Raw genomic sequence first — 15,097 nt, 5'->3', positions numbered from 1 at the left:
AGATGCCGGATATTGCAGCACATCAGGCGTCACCTTCTCGTACCTGCCTGGAATTGGCCGCTTCGGTTCGCAAGAGACCGCTTGCTGTAACGCCGAGGAAGATCACGCGCATATTGAGTTCATCGGACACATCAGAAGCGATCCGCGAGGAGGCCGCCCGGGCCTCCCGCCCGGGCTTCCGCCGAGGCTCACGGCTGAGGCGGTAACAGCCCCAGTTCGCGGGCGCGGCGGACCGCGGCCGAGCGGCGGGTGACGCAGAGCTTGCGGTAGACGCTCTTCAGGTGCGTCTTGACGGTGTTGGCGGACAGCTGGAGTTCGGCGGCGATCTCCTCCGTCGTCAGGGTGCGTGCCAGGTGGGCCAGGACGTCCAGCTCACGCCTGCTGAGCGCCACGGCCGGCTCCCGGGCGCGGTCCTCGTCACCGCCTCGCGGCAGCCCGTTGCGGGCCGCCGGCGGCCCGGCGCCGGCCAGGCCGGTCCAGGCACGTACCGCTTGCAGCGCGGCGTGCGAGTGGTCAGCGGGGGAGCAGACGGGCAGCGGGGGCCGCTGTGCGGTCGCGGCGAGCTCGGCGGCGGCACGGAAGCGTCCGCGTACCGCCGCCAGCAGGGCGAGTTCGATGAGGCAGTCCCGGCGCAGCGCCCCGTTCCCCGCGGCACCGGCCGCCTTGAGCCCCGCCGTCAGGGCGCTCTCCGCGGCCGCCGGCCGGCCGCGCCGCAGCTCGGCGCTGCCGCGCACCAGCGAGACCAGCGCCCGCAGTTCGGGCCGGTCCGCGAGCGCTTCGCGGGGAAGGAGCGCGAGGAGTCGTCGCGCGTCGTCCGCCGCCGCCGGGGCCGCTGCGGGGTCCCGGTACCGCTCCAGCTGCGTACGGATGACCGCGTACGCCAGCCGGTTCCGCAGCATCCGGTCACCGTCGGCCGCCGGGCCGCCGAGGGAAGTCCCGTTCGCCGCCGGGCCGTCCGTGGCAGGTCCGGCGAGCGCGCCCGCCGCGTGCGCCAGGGCCGCGGCGCAGGCCGGTACGTCACCGTCCGCCAGGGCGCTCGCCGCGGTGACGAGCGCCGTCTCGGTGCTGTCGTCCGCAGGTGTGAGAGGTCCGGTGACGGGCGGCCGGGCGGTGGCGGCCAGCAGGCCGCGGGGCAGCCGGCCGGCGGTCAGCCCCAGCACCTGGCCGATGGCGAGGTGGTGGACGATCAGCCGGTGCGCGTACGGGCGGTCGTCGGCGGCGAGCGCGTGCCGTACCGCGTCCGCCAGCAGCCCGTGGTCGCCCAGCCAGGCCGCCGCCCGGCGGTGCGGTCCGGCGGCGCGCCCCGGGCGCTCCTCGTCCAGCCGCTTGCGCAGCGCCTCGCCGATCGTGCGGTGGTACCGGTACCAGCCCTGCCCGCTCGCCTCCAGGAACGCGTTCTCCCGTACCAGCGCGGTGAAGTGCCGCCCTGCCCGGCCGCCCGCGACCGCGTCGGCCAGCGCGGCGTTCACCCGGTCCAGGACGCTCGTCGTCAGCAGCAGGCGGCGCACCTGGGCCGGCCGGCCGTCCAGCACCTCCTCCACGACGTAGCCGACGACCTCCTCGTCGGCGCCGGAGAACTGCGCCGCGTACCGTTCCGGGTCGGGCTGCCGCGCCATGGCCCGGGCGGCGAGGGACAATCCCGCCGCCCAGCCCTCCGTACGCCGCGTCAGCGACGCCACGGCGCGGCGGGGGAGCGCGGTGCCGTGCAGTGCCAGCAGTGCCGTCGCCTCCTGGTCGTCGAAGGCCAGCGCGCCGGTACGGAGTTCGGTGAGGCCACCGGCGAGGCGGTGCCGGTGCAGGTGGAGCGGCGGGTCCCCGCGCGCCGCCACCACCAGCCGCAGCGCCGGCCCGGCGTGGGCGAGCAGCGACAGCACCCCGGCGGCGCACGGCGAACCGGCCTCCGTGGGGAAGCCGTCCAGCACGAGCACCACCGGCGCACCGCGCGCCGCCAGTCCCTCGGCGAGCCGGGCCACCGGCAGGAGGCAGTCCTGCGGGCGGCCGGGCACCGGGCCGGTGCCCGGCGCCGCGGTGCCGTCCCGGTCCGGTACCGCGACGCCGGCCGCGCTCAGCGCGCGTGCCACCCGGTGCCAGAAGAGGCCCGGCGGCTCGGCGCCACTGCCGTACGCACCGTTGCCGGGCGCGCCGCCGTCGCACGTCACCCAGGCCACCGGGCCCGGCGCACCGCCCGTCAGCGCCCACTCCCTGAGCAGGGCCGTCTTCCCGGAGCCGGGAGGGCCGACGAGTACGGTCAGCGGCCCGAGCACTCCGGCGGACAGCCGTGCCACGAGCCGGGGACGCGGCACGGACCGGCCGGCCGGGCCGGGGAGCGGGTCCCGTCCCACGCCGGACCGCAGTGGCGTCCGTTCCGCGGAGCAGCCCATCGCCGGCACCTCGCTCTCGGAGCGTGTCCGACGAGTCTGCCGCTCCTACGGGAGGGGTGGCAGCCGGTACGGGACCATCTCCCCCCGGTGCAGTGGCCCCGCCTCGGCGGTGCGGTGGCGACCCTCGTCCCCGGTGCGCCGCTCACCTCCCCTGAAGAGCGGAAACTCACCTCCCTTGAAGAGCGGAGATCAGCTCCTCCTCACGGTCCCTCGTGAGCGAGGTACGGACCTACGGATCCGGTGGATTTCGCGGCCCGTTGAGCCGCCGTCCACGCCGCCGGTCGTCACCCGGAACGGGTGAGTGCCGGCCCGGCGGCCCGCGGTGCCAGTCGTGGACGACCACGCTCGCCACGGCCAGGTCCTGGAGCGACCTGCCGTACCGGCTGACGGGTATCCAGAGCAGGCCCCAGGGGAAGGCCACGCAGAGCACCGCCCGCAGCAGGGCCCGGCCGGGCCCCAGCGGGCGTCCCGACCGGCCGGTCACCCGGAGCCCCATCAGCCGGTCCCCGGCGGTACGGCCGGCCGTCAGCCAGCTCCCCGCGAGGTAGCCGACGGCGAGTACGGCGCCGCACGCGGAACTGGTCCTGGGCGGCAGGTGCGGCAGCGCGAACGGCGGCCCGGCCACCATGAACCGCACGGCCCCGGCGGCCAGCAGCGCCGCGAGCCCGACGGCGAGGACGACGAGCACGTCGACGACCGCCGCGAGGGTACGGGAGACGAGCCCCGCGGCCTGCCCTTGTCCCGTGGCCGGGCCGTACTGCCGGGCGGGCTCCGTCACGGTGCTTCCGGGGGCGCGGGCGCCGGGCCCGGAGGGAGAGCCGGGCCCGTGACGTCGCCCCTGCGCAGCAGCCGGCCGGCGGCACGGTTCACCAGCCGGTCGGCGCGCATGGCCTGGAAGCGGAACGCGTCGACCGTCTCCTCGGCCATCCCGCCGCCGGTCTCCCGCACGATCCGGCCGATGTCGATCTCCTTGAGCACCTGCTCGACGAGGGCCACCAGGTCGATCCGGTCCAGCACCGCGTCGATGTCCACGCGGTCGGCGATCCTGCGTACGTCGACCCGGTCCGCCACCCGGTCGACGTCGACCCGCTCGGCGACGCGCCCGACATCCACCCGCGCGACCACGGCGTCGACGTCCACCCGGCCCACCACGGCATCCACGTCCACCCGCGCGACCACGGCGTCCACATCGACCCGGTTCACCACCGCGTTCACGTCGACCCGCGCGACCGCCGCGTCGAGGTCCACCCGGGACAGCACCGCGTCCAGGTCCAGCTGGTCGAGCACGGCGCCGGCCGCGGCACGGACCGCCGACCGCAGGGCCGACCGGACGGAGGAGCGGAGGCGATCCCGGACCGCGTCCGCCAACTGCCGTACGCCGGACGGTACGAGCCGTCGTGCCGCGGCCAGGCCCCAGCCGACGGCCCGGACGGCGGGCCTCGCCGCGCTCCGCACCGTACGCCGCCCCACCGCTGCCCCGACATGCGCGTCCACTCCGGCATCGCAGCACGCCACCGGGGGCCGCGCCTCCTCCGCCACGGGTGACCGGCAGCGGCCGCGTGCGGGCGGTCAGCTGCGGTACACGTCCACGATCCGGTCGATCACCGCGGCGGTGATGCGGAGTTCCTCCTCGGAGAAGCCCTCCAGCGCGTCGGAGAGCCACTGGCGCCCGGTCGCCTCGGCACGCAGGACGACGTCCCGGCCCTGGCCGGTGACCTCGGCGCGGCGTACCCGCTGGTCCCCGGGCTCGGGGGTGGTCCGCACGAGGCCCTGGTCCTCCAGGCGCCGGACCTCGCGCGTCACGTGCGGGGCCCGGACCAGCAGCGCCTCCGCGAGTTCGCCCATCCGCAGCGGCGAGGGGGCCGCCGCGAGCGCCCGCAGCAGGGCGAGGGAGCCGCGGTCGACCGCCACTCCGGACTCCGAGCGGAGCCGCTTGTGTGTGCGGTTTCCGGCCATTACGTAGGCCAGGCCGGAGAGGGCGGAGTGCAGGTCGGTTATCGGTTCCCGGTCGGGGGAGTCGGTGTGTGCCACGCCCTGATCATGTCGCAGAAGGGGAGCGGGTGGGCAGCGCGGGGAGCGCGGAGCGGACTGGCGGAAAACGTGCCCTTTGCATGTACCGGCGTGGACGAGGGGATTCCGGCGCGGTGATCTCGGTGTTACCGTCTGCGGCGCGTAGTTACTTTTGTTAAGTAATGCGCAGGCAATGCCTGTTCCGAGAAAGCGTCAACTTCCGTTCCGCATCCGCAAGGAGAAGCCGTGCGCATCACCATCGACGAGGACAAGTGCTGCGGGGCCGGGCAGTGTGTGCTGGCGGCGCCCGAGGTGTTCGACCAGCGGGACGAGGACGGCATCGTGGTCCTGCTGGACGCCGAACCGCCCGCGCGGGAGCACGCGGCCGTCACGGAGGCGGCGCAGATCTGCCCCGCGGCAGCCATCACGCTCGCCTGACCCACCGTCACCACCGGCTCCTGCCCGCCCCACCGTGGAAGGACACCCATGACCGAGGCTCCCGCCGCTCCTGCCGACGCCCCCGCTCCCGCCTTCACCACCCGACGCGCTCCCGGCTGCCCCTTCGATCCGCCTCCCGTGACACAGGAACTGCGCGAGCAGGCGCCCGTGACCCGTGTGTCGCTGTGGAACGGCTCGGTGGCGTGGCTGGTCACCCGGCACGAGGAGCAGGTCGCGCTGTTGCGCGACCCGCGGATCAGCGCGGACAGCCAGCACCCCGGCTATCCCAGTGTCAGCGCGTCGTTCGAGGCGACCCGGGCCCACAACCGTACGTTCCTCACGATGGACGAGCCGGAACACAACGCCCAGCGGCGCCGGTTCACCGGTGACTTCACCATCAAGCGCACGCAGGCCCTGCGCCCGCGCATCGAACGCATCATCACCGACCTGCTGGACGCCATGGAGCAGGCGGGCCCGCCGGCCGACCTGGTCACCGCGTTCGCGCTGCCGCTGCCGTCCCTGGTGATCTGTGAACTGCTCGGCGTGCCGTACGAGGACCACGACTTCTTCCAGCGGTGCAGCGCCGTCATGATCGACACGCGCAGTACGCCGGAGGCCGCCCTCGCCGCTTCCCAGGAGCTGCTGGCGTACCTCGAAGAACTCGTGGCGGCCAAGGCGGAGCGGCCCGGTGACGATCTCCTGAGCCGGCTGGCCACGCGGTACCTGCTCACCGGCGAGAGCACCGTCGACGAGTGCGCCAAGCAGGCCCGGCTGCTGCTGGTCGCCGGGCACGAGACCACCGCCAACATGATCGCGCTCGGTACCTGTGCCCTGCTCCAGCACCCCGACCAGCTGGCAGCGGTCCGGGACGGCGATCCGCGGCGCGTGGCCGGCGCGGTCGAGGAACTGCTGCGGTACCTGACCATCACGCACATGGGGCGGCGCCGCGTCGCCGTCGCCGACATCGAGGTCGGCGGGCAGCTCATCCGGGCCGGCGAGGCCGTGATCTGCGCGGGCGACCTGGCCAACCGGGACCCCGAGGTCTTCGCCGACCCCGACCGGCTCGACGTGGACCGGGCCGCCCGCGCACACCTGGCGTTCGGTTCCGGCCCGCACCAGTGCCTGGGCCAGAACCTCGCCCGCATCGAACTGCAGCTGGCCTACCCGGCGCTGCTGCGGCGCTTCCCGGGCCTGCGGACGGACCGGCCCCTGGAGGAGCTGCCCTTCCGTACGGACATGGCGGTCTACGGGCTCCACGAACTGCCGGTCAGCTGGTGACCGGCTGACCGCACCCGCGACGCCGTCCGCAGGCGCGCACGGGACAGCGCCCCGGTGCGCTCAGCCGACCGGCAGCCGGCTGCTGATCTTGTGCGTCCTGCGGGCCGTGCGCGCCCGCAGCGCCGCCTCCCGGCGGGCCTGCTGCGCCGCGTGCCGGCCCTGCCAGGCGAGGGACGGCTTGCCGTGGGTGTCGGCCCCGGCGATGAGCAGGCCGCCGAGCATGGAGAGGTTCTTGAGGAACTGGATGCGCTCCGCAGTGCGGGTCTGTTCGTCCTCGGCCTCCCAGAACCGGTGTCCGGCGAGCGTCGTGGGCACCAGCGTGGCGGCGATCGCCAGCGCGGACAGCCGCGGCAGCCGGCCGATCGACAGCAGCGAGCCCGCCACCAGCTGGACACCGCCGCTGAGCTTGACGAGCTGTTCGGTCTGCTGCGGCAGGCCGGGGACGCGCCGGGCGATCGGCTGGACGACCGGCTCGGCGGCCGGGACCAGCGGCTCGGGATTGCGGAACGTCTGGTAGCCCTGGATGACGTAGGTCGAGGCCAGCATGGGCCGGGCGAGAAGTCGCAGTAGAAGCATGGCCCACGAGTGCCCCCTCCGGCCGGTCCTCATCCCTGGCCCGGGGCGGCGCCGCTCGGATGGGCCACATCCGGGCCGGTTCCCCGCTGCTCCTGCGGGCCCTTCACTCTTCGCCCGGCACCGTCTTTACTTCAGTCGTGACCTACGAGATCCGACCTGTTCCCGGCGCAGCCGGCCCTCCGCCCCGACCGCCCCGCGGCGACCGGGCCGGCCGGGTGGTGGCCGTCAGCGACCTGCACGTCCGGTATGCGGAGAACCGCGACATCGTCGAGCGCCTGAGGCCGGTGTCGCCGGACGACTGGCTCCTGGTCGCCGGGGACCTCGGGGAGTACGTCGCGGACATCCGCTGGGCGCTGGAGCGGCTCAGCGCCGCCTTCGCGAAGGTCGTCTGGGTGCCGGGCAACCACGAGCTGTGGACACCCTCCAAGGACCCGGTGCAGCTGCGCGGCGTCGCGCGCTACGAGCATCTGGTCGGGATCTGCCGGGAGCTGGGGGTCGTCACCCCCGAGGACCCCTACCCCGTCTGGGAGGGCGCGGGCGGCCCGGTCGTCGTCGCGCCGCTCTTCCTCCTCTACGACTACACCTTCCGCCCGCCGGGGACGGCCACCAAGGAGGCGGCGCTCGCCGTGGCCGAGGAGGCGGGCGTGGTCTGCACCGACGAGTTCTTCCTGCACCCCGACCCGTACCCGACGCGGGAGGCGTGGTGCCGGGCCCGGCTGGCGGCCACCGAGGCGCGGCTCGCCGCCGTGCCGGAGGAGCTGCCCACCGTCCTCGTCAACCACTTCCCGCTCGTCCGCGAGCCGGTCCGGCCCCTGCGGTACCCGGAGTTCGCGCTGTGGTGCGGTACGGAGGCGACGGCGGACTGGCCGCGCCGGTTCCGCGCCACCACCGTCGTCCACGGCCATCTGCACATCCCACGGCTGGTGATGTGGGACGGCGTGCCGCACCAGGAGGTGTCCCTCGGTTACCCCCGGGAATGGCGGCCCCGCTCCGGCCCGCAGGGCCGGCCCGTCCAGATCCTCCCCACCGTCACCGCGGCGGCCGGGGCCACCGGGAGCTCCGTATGATCGACAAGCTGCTGCCCGCGCCCGTGATCACCGCCGAGACCTGCCACGACGCCCCGCTCTCCGACATGTTCCCCGAGGAGTGGGCGCTGGTGGACGGAGCCGTACCGAAGCGGCAGCTGGAGTTCGGCACGGTACGCGGCTGCGCCCGCGAGGCCCTGGGGCGGCTGGGCTTCGCGCCCGCCCCGCTGCTGCCGGGCCCCGGCCGCGCGCCGCGCTGGCCGGCCGGCGTCGTCGGGGCGCTGACCCACTGCGACGGGTACCGCGCCGCCGCGGTCGCCCGCGCCACCGACGTGCTGGCGCTCGGCCTGGACGCGGAGCCGCACGAGCCGGTGCCCGATCCGGACGTCATGCAGCTGGTCGCGCTCCCGGAGGAGCGCGACCAGCTGGCCCGGCTCGCGGCGCTGGCGCCCGGTACCTGCTGGGACCGGCTGCTCTTCAGCGCGAAGGAGAGCGTCTACAAGGCCTGGTACCCGCTCGCCCGCCGCTGGCTCGGTTTCGAGGAGGCGCGGCTGACCCTAGACCCGACGGACGCCACCTTCACCGCCCGCCTCCTGGTCCCCGGGCCGGTCGTCCAGGGTCGTGAGATCACCGGGTTCGACGGCCGCTGGATCATCGGCTCGGGGCTGGTGGTGACGGCCGTGCTGATGCCCGCGAGCCGTCCCTGACCAGCCCTGCGACCGCCTTCGGGGGTCGGGATGCGGGCCGGGTGAGGGAGGCGCAGCCTGGAGGGGGAGGGGTGTGCGGGGGCTCATACCGAAACGTTTGCGTTTCGATCGGAGCGAGGCGTACGCTCGAAGGAGGTAAGAGTACGAAACCGTTTCGATCCGCTCTGCCTCGCAGCTGAACGTTCCGCGGGCCATCGGCCCCGGAGAACGCACCACGTCCTGGAGAACAGGTGGACATGTCCGTCTCCACGCCGCCGCCCGCCGCCCCCGCGCCGCGTCAGCACGGGGAAGGGGCGGCCCGCCGGACCCGGCTCTCGCCGGAGCGCGAGGGCGAGCTGTACGCGGCCGTCCTCGAGCTCGTGCGCGAGGTCGGGTACGAGAGCCTCACCCTGGACGCCGTCGCCACGCGCTCCCGGTGCAGCAAGGCCACGCTGTACCGCCGCTGGCACGGCAAACCCCGGCTGGTGTCCGCCGCGCTGCGGCACATGCGGCCGTTCTCGCTGGAGGACCTGGACACCGGCTCGCTCCGCGGCGACGTGCACGAGCTCGCGCGGCGCATCGGGGACACCAAGAAGGACATCGACCTGATGCGCGGCATCACCCACGCCGTGCACAAGGACGCGGAGCTCGCCGAGGCCATGCGCACGGCCCTGATCGAACCCGAACTGGAGGTGATGCAGGCGATGCTCGACCGGGCGGTCGCCCGCGGCGAGGTCGACGCCGACTGCCCCGCGATCCCCTTCTTCCCGCACGCGCTGTCCGGCGCCGTCTTCGCGCGCCCGATGATCGAACAGCGCCCCGCGGACGCCGCGTACCTCACGCGCTATCTGGACGCCGTGGTGCTGCCCGCCCTGCTGCGGAACTGAAGCCGGCCCGGCCCGGACGCCGGGCCGCACGCACGAGAACCACCCCCGGGGCCCCGGAAGAGGAGTACCGGCCCCCGGAAGATCCGAAGGACTCCGTATGACATCCACGCCTGTCGACGCACGCGCCGACGCCGCTCAGCCGGGGGACGCGCCGTCCGACGGCGGGGCGGCGGGGCACGCCCCCCATCGCTGGTGGGTGCTGGCCGTCATCGGCCTCGCCCAGCTGATGGTGGTGCTCGACGCCACCATCGTGAACATCGCCCTCCCGTCCGCCCAGCGCGACCTGGGCTTCAACAACGACGGCCGGCAGTGGGTCGTCACCGCCTACTCCCTCGCCTTCGGCTCGCTGCTGCTGCTCGGCGGCCGCCTCGCCGACCTCTTCGGACGGAAGACGACGCTGCTGATCGGCCTGGTCGGCTTCGCCGGATCCTCGGCGCTGGCCGGCGCGGCCCACAGCTTCTCGATGCTGGTCGCCGGCCGGGCCCTGCAGGGTCTCTTCGGCGCGCTGCTCGCGCCGTCCGCCCTCTCCCTGCTGACGACGACGTTCACCGACGCCAAGGAGCGCGCCAAGGCGTTCGGCATCTTCGGTGCGATCGCCGGTTCCGGCGGCGCCATCGGCCTGCTGCTCGGCGGCGTACTGACCGAGCACCTGGACTGGCGCTGGACGCTCTACGTCAACCTCGTCATCGCCGTCGTCGCGGTCATCGGCGCGCTGGTCTTCGTCCGCCGCCCGGCCCCCGCGGCGCGGCCCCGGCTCGACCTGCTCGGCACGCTGCTCGTGGCGGCCGGTCTCTTCGGCATCGTCTTCGGCTTCTCCAACGCCGAGACGCACGCCTGGAGCCACTGGATGTGCTGGGTCTTCCTCGCGGCCGGTGCCGTGCTGCTGCTCGCCTTCTTCCTGTGGGAGACGCGCGCCGGGCACCCGCTGCTGCCGCTGCGCGTGCTGGGTGACCGTAACCGTGCCGCGTCCTTCATATCCGTGTTCATCTCCGGCGCGGGCATGTTCGGGGTCTTCCTCTTCCTGACCTATTACCTGCAGCAGACGCTCGCGTACACACCGGTCAAGACCGGCCTCGCCTTCCTGCCGATGGTCGGCATGCTGATGGTGATGGCGCAGCTGTCCATGAACATCCTGGTGCCGAAGATCGGCCCCAAGCCGATCGTGCCGCTGGGCATGGCGTTCGCCGCGGTCGGCCTGGTCTGGCTGACGCGGCTGGACATCGACAGCACCTACGCCGCGCATGTGCTGCCGCCGCTGCTGGTGATGGGCCTCGGCCTCGGCATGGTCATGCCGCCGGCGATGAGCCTCGCCACGCTGGGTGTCGCGCCCGGCGACCAGGGCGTCGCCTCCGCGACGGTCAACACCATGCAGCAGGTCGGCGGCTCGATCGGCACCGCGCTGTTCAACACGATGGCCGCCAGCGCCGTCACGAACTACATGGCGGGCAAGCGGCCGACCCGGCTCAACCAGGCCGAGGCCGCGCTGCACAGCTACGACGTCGCGTACTGGTGGGCCGCCGCCTTCTTCGCCGCCGGCCTGATCGTCTCGCTGCTGCTGTACCGCAGGGGCAAGGCCGTCGCCGACCACGGCCCGGCCGTACCGGTGGAGTCGGAGCACCACGGCCACGGCCACGGAGGCGGCCACGGCCGGCACGCGGCGGACGACTCCGCGCCGACGGCCGCGTTCCCGGCGGCGGGCGCGACGCCCGAGACGGACCCGGCCCCCGTGGCCTCCGCCGAGGCCATGGCGGGTCCCGCCCTGCACGGCCGGGTCCTGGACGCGGCGGGCGCCCCCGTGCCGGAAGCCGCCGTCACGCTCATCGACCCGGGCGGCCGCCAGCTCGGCCGCGCCACGGCCGCCGAGGACGGCCGGTACGCCCTGGCCACCCCGGCCGCGGGCAGCTACGTACTGGTCGGCGCTGCCGCCGGGCACCAGCCGCGGGTGGCCACCCTGGCCGTCGGCGAGGAACCGGTCGCCTTCGATCTGCTGCTCGCCGGCACCGGCGGCCTGGAAGGCACGGTGCGGACCGGCACCGCGCCCGTGCCGGGCGCCCTGGTCGTCGCCACCGACGAGCGCGGCGATGTCATCGAGTCGGCCGCCTCCGGCGAGGACGGCGGCTACCGGCTGCCCTCGCTCGTCCCGGGCGTCTACACCCTGACGGCCAGTGCCGAGGGCTTCCAGCCGTACGCGGGCATCGTCGAGGTGACCGGTGGCGTACCGACCCGCCAGGACGCCGTGCTCCAGTCCGCCGCGACCCTCCGCGGCACGGTCCACAGCCGCACCGGTACGCCCCTGGGCGAGGCCCGCGTCTCGCTGCTGGACCCGGCGGGCAACGTGGTGGCGGTCCGGACGACGGGCCCGGACGGCGCGTACGCGTTCACCGACCTGTCCGGCGGCGAGTACACGGTCGTGGCCAGCGGCTACCCGCCGGTCGCCACCCCGCTCACCGTCACCGACCAGGGTCACGACGGCTTCGACATCACCCTCACGCACGGGGACTGACCACCCGCGGCCCGGCACACATCGGGGAGGGCACCGGCATGCTGCCGGTGCCCTCCCCGTTCTCGTGCGTCAGGCGTTCCGGAGGCCGGTCAGGCGGCCGGCCGCTCCGCCGTGGCCGGTTCCTCCGTGAAGTCCAGCTCCGGCGGCGGGACGCGGAACAGCCGGGTGAGGTAGGCCAGGTAGCAGACGCCGAGGGCCAGCCAGACCAGGCCGAGGGTGAGGGCCTTGCCGTCCAGGCGGCTGAGGAGCCAGAGGTCGACCGCGGCACCGACGGCGGGGAAGACCAGGTAGGTGACCGGGTCGAGCCGGGTCCCGGCGTGCCGTTCGCGCAGGTACGTCGCGATGACGCTGATGTTGACCAGCGTGAAGGCGGTGAACGCACCGAAGTTGATGAAGGAGGTCGAGGTGGTGACGCTGAGCCGCAGGGCGATCAGGCCGATCAGTCCGGTGAGGGCGATGTTGAGGGCGGGCGTACGGAGCCGGGGGTGCAGATAGCCGAAGAGGCGGCGGGGGAGCACCCCGTCGCGGCCCATGGCGTACAGCAGGCGGGAGGCGCTGGCCTGGGCGGCGATGCCGGAGGCGAACTGGGCGACGACCAGGCCGGCGAGGAAGACCGAGGCGAAGAGGTCGCCCGCGATGGTCCGCGCGATCTCGAAGGCCGCCGAGTCGGGGTCGTCGAAGGCCGCGCCGGGGTGGACGAGCTGGGTGGTGTAGGCGAGGGCGACGAAGATCCCGCCGCCGATGAGGGCGGTGAGGAGGATGGCGCGCGGAATGGTCCGCTGCGGGTCGACGGCCTCCTCGGTGAGGGTGGTGACGGCGTCGAACCCGAGGAAGGAGTACGCGGCGACGGCCGCACCCGCGGAGACGCTGGACAGGGTGGTCGCGTCGTTGACGAACGGGGTGGTGCTGAACAGCGCGCCGGTACCGCCCTGGTGGAAGACGTGCAGCAGGGACAGGACGGCGAAGAAGCCGATGACCAGGACCTGGAAGGCCATGAGGAGGTCGTTGGCGCGCTCGGCGGTGCGGATGCCGCAGATGTTCAGCGTGGTGGTGACGGCGATGAAGGCGAGGATCCACACCCAGGACGGGACGCCGGGGAACTCGGCCTTGAGGTAGGCGGCGCCGATCAGCCAGATGACCATGGGCAGGAAGAAGTAGTCCAGCAGGGTCGCCCAGCCGACGAGGAACCCGGCACGGGAGTCGACGGCGCGCCGTACGTACGTGTAGGCGGAGCCGGCGACGGGATGGCGTGCGGCCATCTTGCCGTAACTGTGCGCGGTGAAGATCATCGCGACCAGGGCGAGCAGGTACGCGGTGGGGACGGCGCCGTGGGTCTCCGCGGCGACGACGCCGAAGGTGCCGAGCACGATCAGCGGGGCCATGTAGGCGAGGCCGAAGGCGACGACGCCCTTCAGGGACAGGGTCCGGCGGAGCGCGGGGGCCGGCTCGGTCACGGTGGTGCTCCAGGGGTCGGGACGTGCGGGAGGGGGCAAGGGGCCGCGGATCAGGGCCGGGCGTTGTGCGGGTCCGGGCGCCAGCTGCGGGGGTCGATGCGGCCGTCGTACAGCGGCAGTCCGATGGCGGTGTCCCGCTCCCCGAAGTGGTCCCACATGCGGCTGAGGCCGGCCGTGCCGTAGGTGCGTACCCGCTCGACGTCGTCGAGGTCGAGCACGTCGGTGAGGACGGTGGGAACGGAGTCCGCCGCTTCGGTGCGGACCCGGCCCTCGGGGTCGACGATCAGGCTGCGTCCGGTGCCGGCCGGGCCCGCGGTGTTCACGCTGAGGACGTACACCTGGTTCACGATGGCGTTGGCGCGCGCGAGCACCAGCTCCTGCGCCCGGTCCGAGGTGGTCGTCATGACGGGGTTCACGACGACCTCGGCGCCCATCCAGGCCAGCTGCCGCGCCACCTCGGGGAACCAGGCGTCGTAGCAGATCGCGAAGCCGACCCGGCCCGCTTCACCGAGGTCCGCGACGACGAAGCGGTCCCCGGACGCGTACGGCTCGTACGGCCGCCAGGGGAAGACCTTGCGGTACGAGGCGGCCAGCCGGCCTTCCGGTGAGAAGGCCAGTGCGGTGTTGAACAGCTCGCCGCCGGGGCCCCGTTCGCACACGGTGCCGGGCAGCAGCCAGACGCCGAGGTCCCCGGCCAGCTCGGCGAGGGCCTTCGTGCGCGGCCCGTCGAGGGGCTCGGCGGCGTCCTGGAGCCGGGCCTCGCTCTCCGCACGGTTGCCCGTGACGCCGCAGAGGTGCAGCTCCGGGTAGGCGACCAGCCGCGTCCGCGGGAACTTCTCCAGCAGCGCGTGGACGTCGTCGGCGAAGCCGGAGAGCGGCGCTTCGGCGGGGCGGGGCGGTGTCTGGGCGAGTGCGACGGGCAGCGGGCGGGACATGGACGTCACCTGCTTAGAAGGGGGAACGGGTGCGGGGTGCGGAGTGCCCGAGAAAAATAGAGCACATTGATCAGTTAAACAAGAGTGTTCAAGGTGAGCAGTTTTTTGGTTACGGTGCCCCCATGGTCGGCTCCCCTTCCCGTTCCGCTTCCCCCTCCGGCGCGCCGCCGTCCGCGGCGCGCGAGCAGATATCCCCGGCGCCGCACGCCCTGAACGCGCCACCGCTGACGGGCATCCGGCGGCTCTCGGCCCTGGACGCGGTACGGGCACGCATCGCGCTCGCGGTCGACCTGGGACTCCTGGAACCCGGCGAGCGGCTGCCGGCCAGCGACCGGATCGCCGAGGCGCTGCACACCTCCGAGATCACCGTCCGCCGGGCCCTCGTGGCCCTGTGCCGGGACGGCGTGCTGGAGCGCCGGCGGGGACGCACCGGCGGCACGCTCGTGGCGGAACACCCGCCCCGCGGCGCGGTGGGTGCCGTGGAGTCCTACCGGGCCGCGGCGCCGGACGTGCACGCTCTGATCGACCACCGCCTCGTCCTCGAATGCGGCATCGCCCATCTCGCCGCCGCCCGGGGCCTGGACGAGGCCGCCGACCGCGAGCTGCGGCGCCTGGTCGAGGAGATGGAGACGGCCGGGAGCTGGGCCGAGTTCCACCGCTGGGACGAGCGGTTCCACCTCGCCGTCGCGGCCGCCACCGGCCTGCCGTCGGTCGTCGAGCCCTACGGGCTCGCGCTGAAGGAGCTGTACCGGTACTACCTGCCGTATCCGCTGGACCACCTGCGCGAGTCCAACGGCGAGCACCGCGCCCTGGTCGAGGCGGTGCGCCGGGCCGATCCGGCCGCCGCTGCGGAGGTCGCCAGGCGCCACGTACAGACCCTGCACGAGAGCATGTTCATGCACTTGTTGAACGATTCCTGACCGG

14 protein-coding genes are annotated in these 15,097 nt (G+C 74.0%); 7 read left to right on the top strand and 7 right to left on the bottom strand.

Annotated features, from left to right (window positions below):
* Window positions 1–188: 188 nt before the first annotated feature.
* From AAC944_RS03650 to AAC944_RS03635, 4 genes are all read right to left on the bottom strand, one after another.
* Entirely contained in the window at window positions 189–2,381 is a 2,193-nt protein-coding gene (locus AAC944_RS03650; protein WP_051871250.1) for a winged helix-turn-helix domain-containing protein, read from the bottom strand.
* Window positions 2,382–2,610: 229 nt separating this feature from the next.
* Window positions 2,611–3,159: an RDD family protein gene (locus tag AAC944_RS03645; RefSeq protein ID WP_063759844.1), complete on the bottom strand. Its 549-nt coding sequence runs from the start codon at window positions 3,157–3,159 to the stop codon at window positions 2,611–2,613.
* A complete protein-coding gene (locus AAC944_RS03640; RefSeq protein ID WP_107054038.1) occupies window positions 3,156–3,875 on the bottom strand; it encodes a hypothetical protein in 720 nt (239 codons plus the stop codon). The genes AAC944_RS03645 and AAC944_RS03640 overlap by 4 nt, the downstream gene beginning before the upstream one ends.
* 75 nt (window positions 3,876–3,950) lie before the next feature.
* Entirely contained in the window at window positions 3,951–4,412 is a 462-nt protein-coding gene (locus AAC944_RS03635) for a MarR family winged helix-turn-helix transcriptional regulator (RefSeq protein WP_051871251.1), read from the bottom strand.
* Window positions 4,413–4,637: 225 nt separating this feature from the next.
* On the opposite strand from AAC944_RS03635, the gene AAC944_RS03630 reads away from it, so the two are divergent.
* Together AAC944_RS03630 and AAC944_RS03625 are read left to right on the top strand one after the other, a co-directional pair.
* Window positions 4,638–4,829: a ferredoxin gene (locus tag AAC944_RS03630; RefSeq protein ID WP_030606590.1), complete on the top strand. Its 192-nt coding sequence runs from the start codon at window positions 4,638–4,640 to the stop codon at window positions 4,827–4,829.
* A gap of 48 nt (window positions 4,830–4,877) precedes the next feature.
* The gene (locus AAC944_RS03625; protein WP_030606593.1) at window positions 4,878–6,107 is read left to right on the top strand and encodes a cytochrome P450; all 1,230 of its coding nucleotides are present in this window, start codon (window positions 4,878–4,880) and stop codon (window positions 6,105–6,107) included.
* A 60-nt stretch (window positions 6,108–6,167) separates the two neighbouring features.
* Here AAC944_RS03625 and AAC944_RS03620 read toward each other — a convergent pair whose 3' ends face one another.
* A complete protein-coding gene (locus AAC944_RS03620; RefSeq protein ID WP_030606596.1) occupies window positions 6,168–6,683 on the bottom strand; it encodes a DoxX family protein in 516 nt (171 codons plus the stop codon).
* A 137-nt stretch (window positions 6,684–6,820) separates the two neighbouring features.
* Here AAC944_RS03620 and AAC944_RS03615 point away from each other — a divergent pair, with 137 nt between their 5' ends.
* From AAC944_RS03615 to AAC944_RS03600, 4 genes are all read left to right on the top strand, one after another.
* Entirely contained in the window at window positions 6,821–7,750 is a 930-nt protein-coding gene (locus AAC944_RS03615) for a metallophosphoesterase family protein (RefSeq protein WP_037771018.1), read from the top strand.
* On the top strand, window positions 7,747–8,415 hold the full coding sequence (locus AAC944_RS03610; RefSeq protein WP_030606604.1) for a 4'-phosphopantetheinyl transferase family protein: 669 nt from the start codon (window positions 7,747–7,749) through the stop codon (window positions 8,413–8,415). The genes AAC944_RS03615 and AAC944_RS03610 overlap by 4 nt, the downstream gene beginning before the upstream one ends.
* Window positions 8,416–8,651: 236 nt before the next feature.
* The gene (locus tag AAC944_RS03605; protein WP_078888282.1) at window positions 8,652–9,281 is read left to right on the top strand and encodes a TetR/AcrR family transcriptional regulator; all 630 of its coding nucleotides are present in this window, start codon (window positions 8,652–8,654) and stop codon (window positions 9,279–9,281) included.
* Between the two features lie 97 nt (window positions 9,282–9,378).
* Window positions 9,379–11,784 (top strand): MFS transporter, encoded by a 2,406-nt coding sequence (locus AAC944_RS03600; protein WP_030606610.1) that lies wholly within the window; start codon window positions 9,379–9,381, stop codon window positions 11,782–11,784.
* 89 nt (window positions 11,785–11,873) lie between these two features.
* Here the strand turns inward: AAC944_RS03600 and AAC944_RS03595 are convergent, their stop codons facing one another.
* Both AAC944_RS03595 and AAC944_RS03590 read right to left on the bottom strand, forming a co-directional pair.
* The gene (locus AAC944_RS03595) at window positions 11,874–13,238 is read right to left on the bottom strand and encodes an APC family permease (RefSeq protein ID WP_030606613.1); all 1,365 of its coding nucleotides are present in this window, start codon (window positions 13,236–13,238) and stop codon (window positions 11,874–11,876) included.
* Window positions 13,239–13,288: 50 nt separating this feature from the next.
* The gene (locus AAC944_RS03590; protein WP_030606616.1) at window positions 13,289–14,173 is read right to left on the bottom strand and encodes a carbon-nitrogen hydrolase family protein; all 885 of its coding nucleotides are present in this window, start codon (window positions 14,171–14,173) and stop codon (window positions 13,289–13,291) included.
* Window positions 14,174–14,295: 122 nt separating this feature from the next.
* On the opposite strand from AAC944_RS03590, the gene AAC944_RS03585 reads away from it, so the two are divergent.
* Window positions 14,296–15,093, top strand: a complete 798-nt coding sequence (locus AAC944_RS03585) for a FadR/GntR family transcriptional regulator (RefSeq protein ID WP_030606619.1) — start codon at window positions 14,296–14,298, stop codon at window positions 15,091–15,093.
* Window positions 15,094–15,097 lie beyond the last annotated feature (4 nt).

The sequence above is a fragment of the Streptomyces sclerotialus genome, from assembly GCF_040907265.1.
Lineage (GTDB): Bacteria > Actinomycetota > Actinomycetes > Streptomycetales > Streptomycetaceae > Streptomyces > Streptomyces sclerotialus.
This window is presented reverse-complemented; position numbering and strand designations above follow the sequence as displayed.

Bases quoted from the DNA above. Each gene is read 5' to 3' on its own strand.
- AAC944_RS03620 (WP_030606596.1), bottom strand. From the start codon at position 6,683: ATGCTTCTACTGCGACTTCTCGCCCGGCCCATGCTGGCCTCGACCTAC.
- AAC944_RS03600 (WP_030606610.1), top strand. From the start codon at position 9,379: ATGACATCCACGCCTGTCGACGCACGCGCCGACGCCGCTCAGCCGGGG.
- AAC944_RS03605 (WP_078888282.1), top strand. From the start codon at position 8,652: ATGTCCGTCTCCACGCCGCCGCCCGCCGCCCCCGCGCCGCGTCAGCAC.
- AAC944_RS03650 (WP_051871250.1), bottom strand. From the start codon at position 2,381: ATGGGCTGCTCCGCGGAACGGACGCCACTGCGGTCCGGCGTGGGACGG.
- AAC944_RS03590 (WP_030606616.1), bottom strand. From the start codon at position 14,173: ATGTCCCGCCCGCTGCCCGTCGCACTCGCCCAGACACCGCCCCGCCCC.
- AAC944_RS03585 (WP_030606619.1), top strand. From the start codon at position 14,296: ATGGTCGGCTCCCCTTCCCGTTCCGCTTCCCCCTCCGGCGCGCCGCCG.
- AAC944_RS03625 (WP_030606593.1), top strand. From the start codon at position 4,878: ATGACCGAGGCTCCCGCCGCTCCTGCCGACGCCCCCGCTCCCGCCTTC.
- AAC944_RS03610 (WP_030606604.1), top strand. From the start codon at position 7,747: ATGATCGACAAGCTGCTGCCCGCGCCCGTGATCACCGCCGAGACCTGC.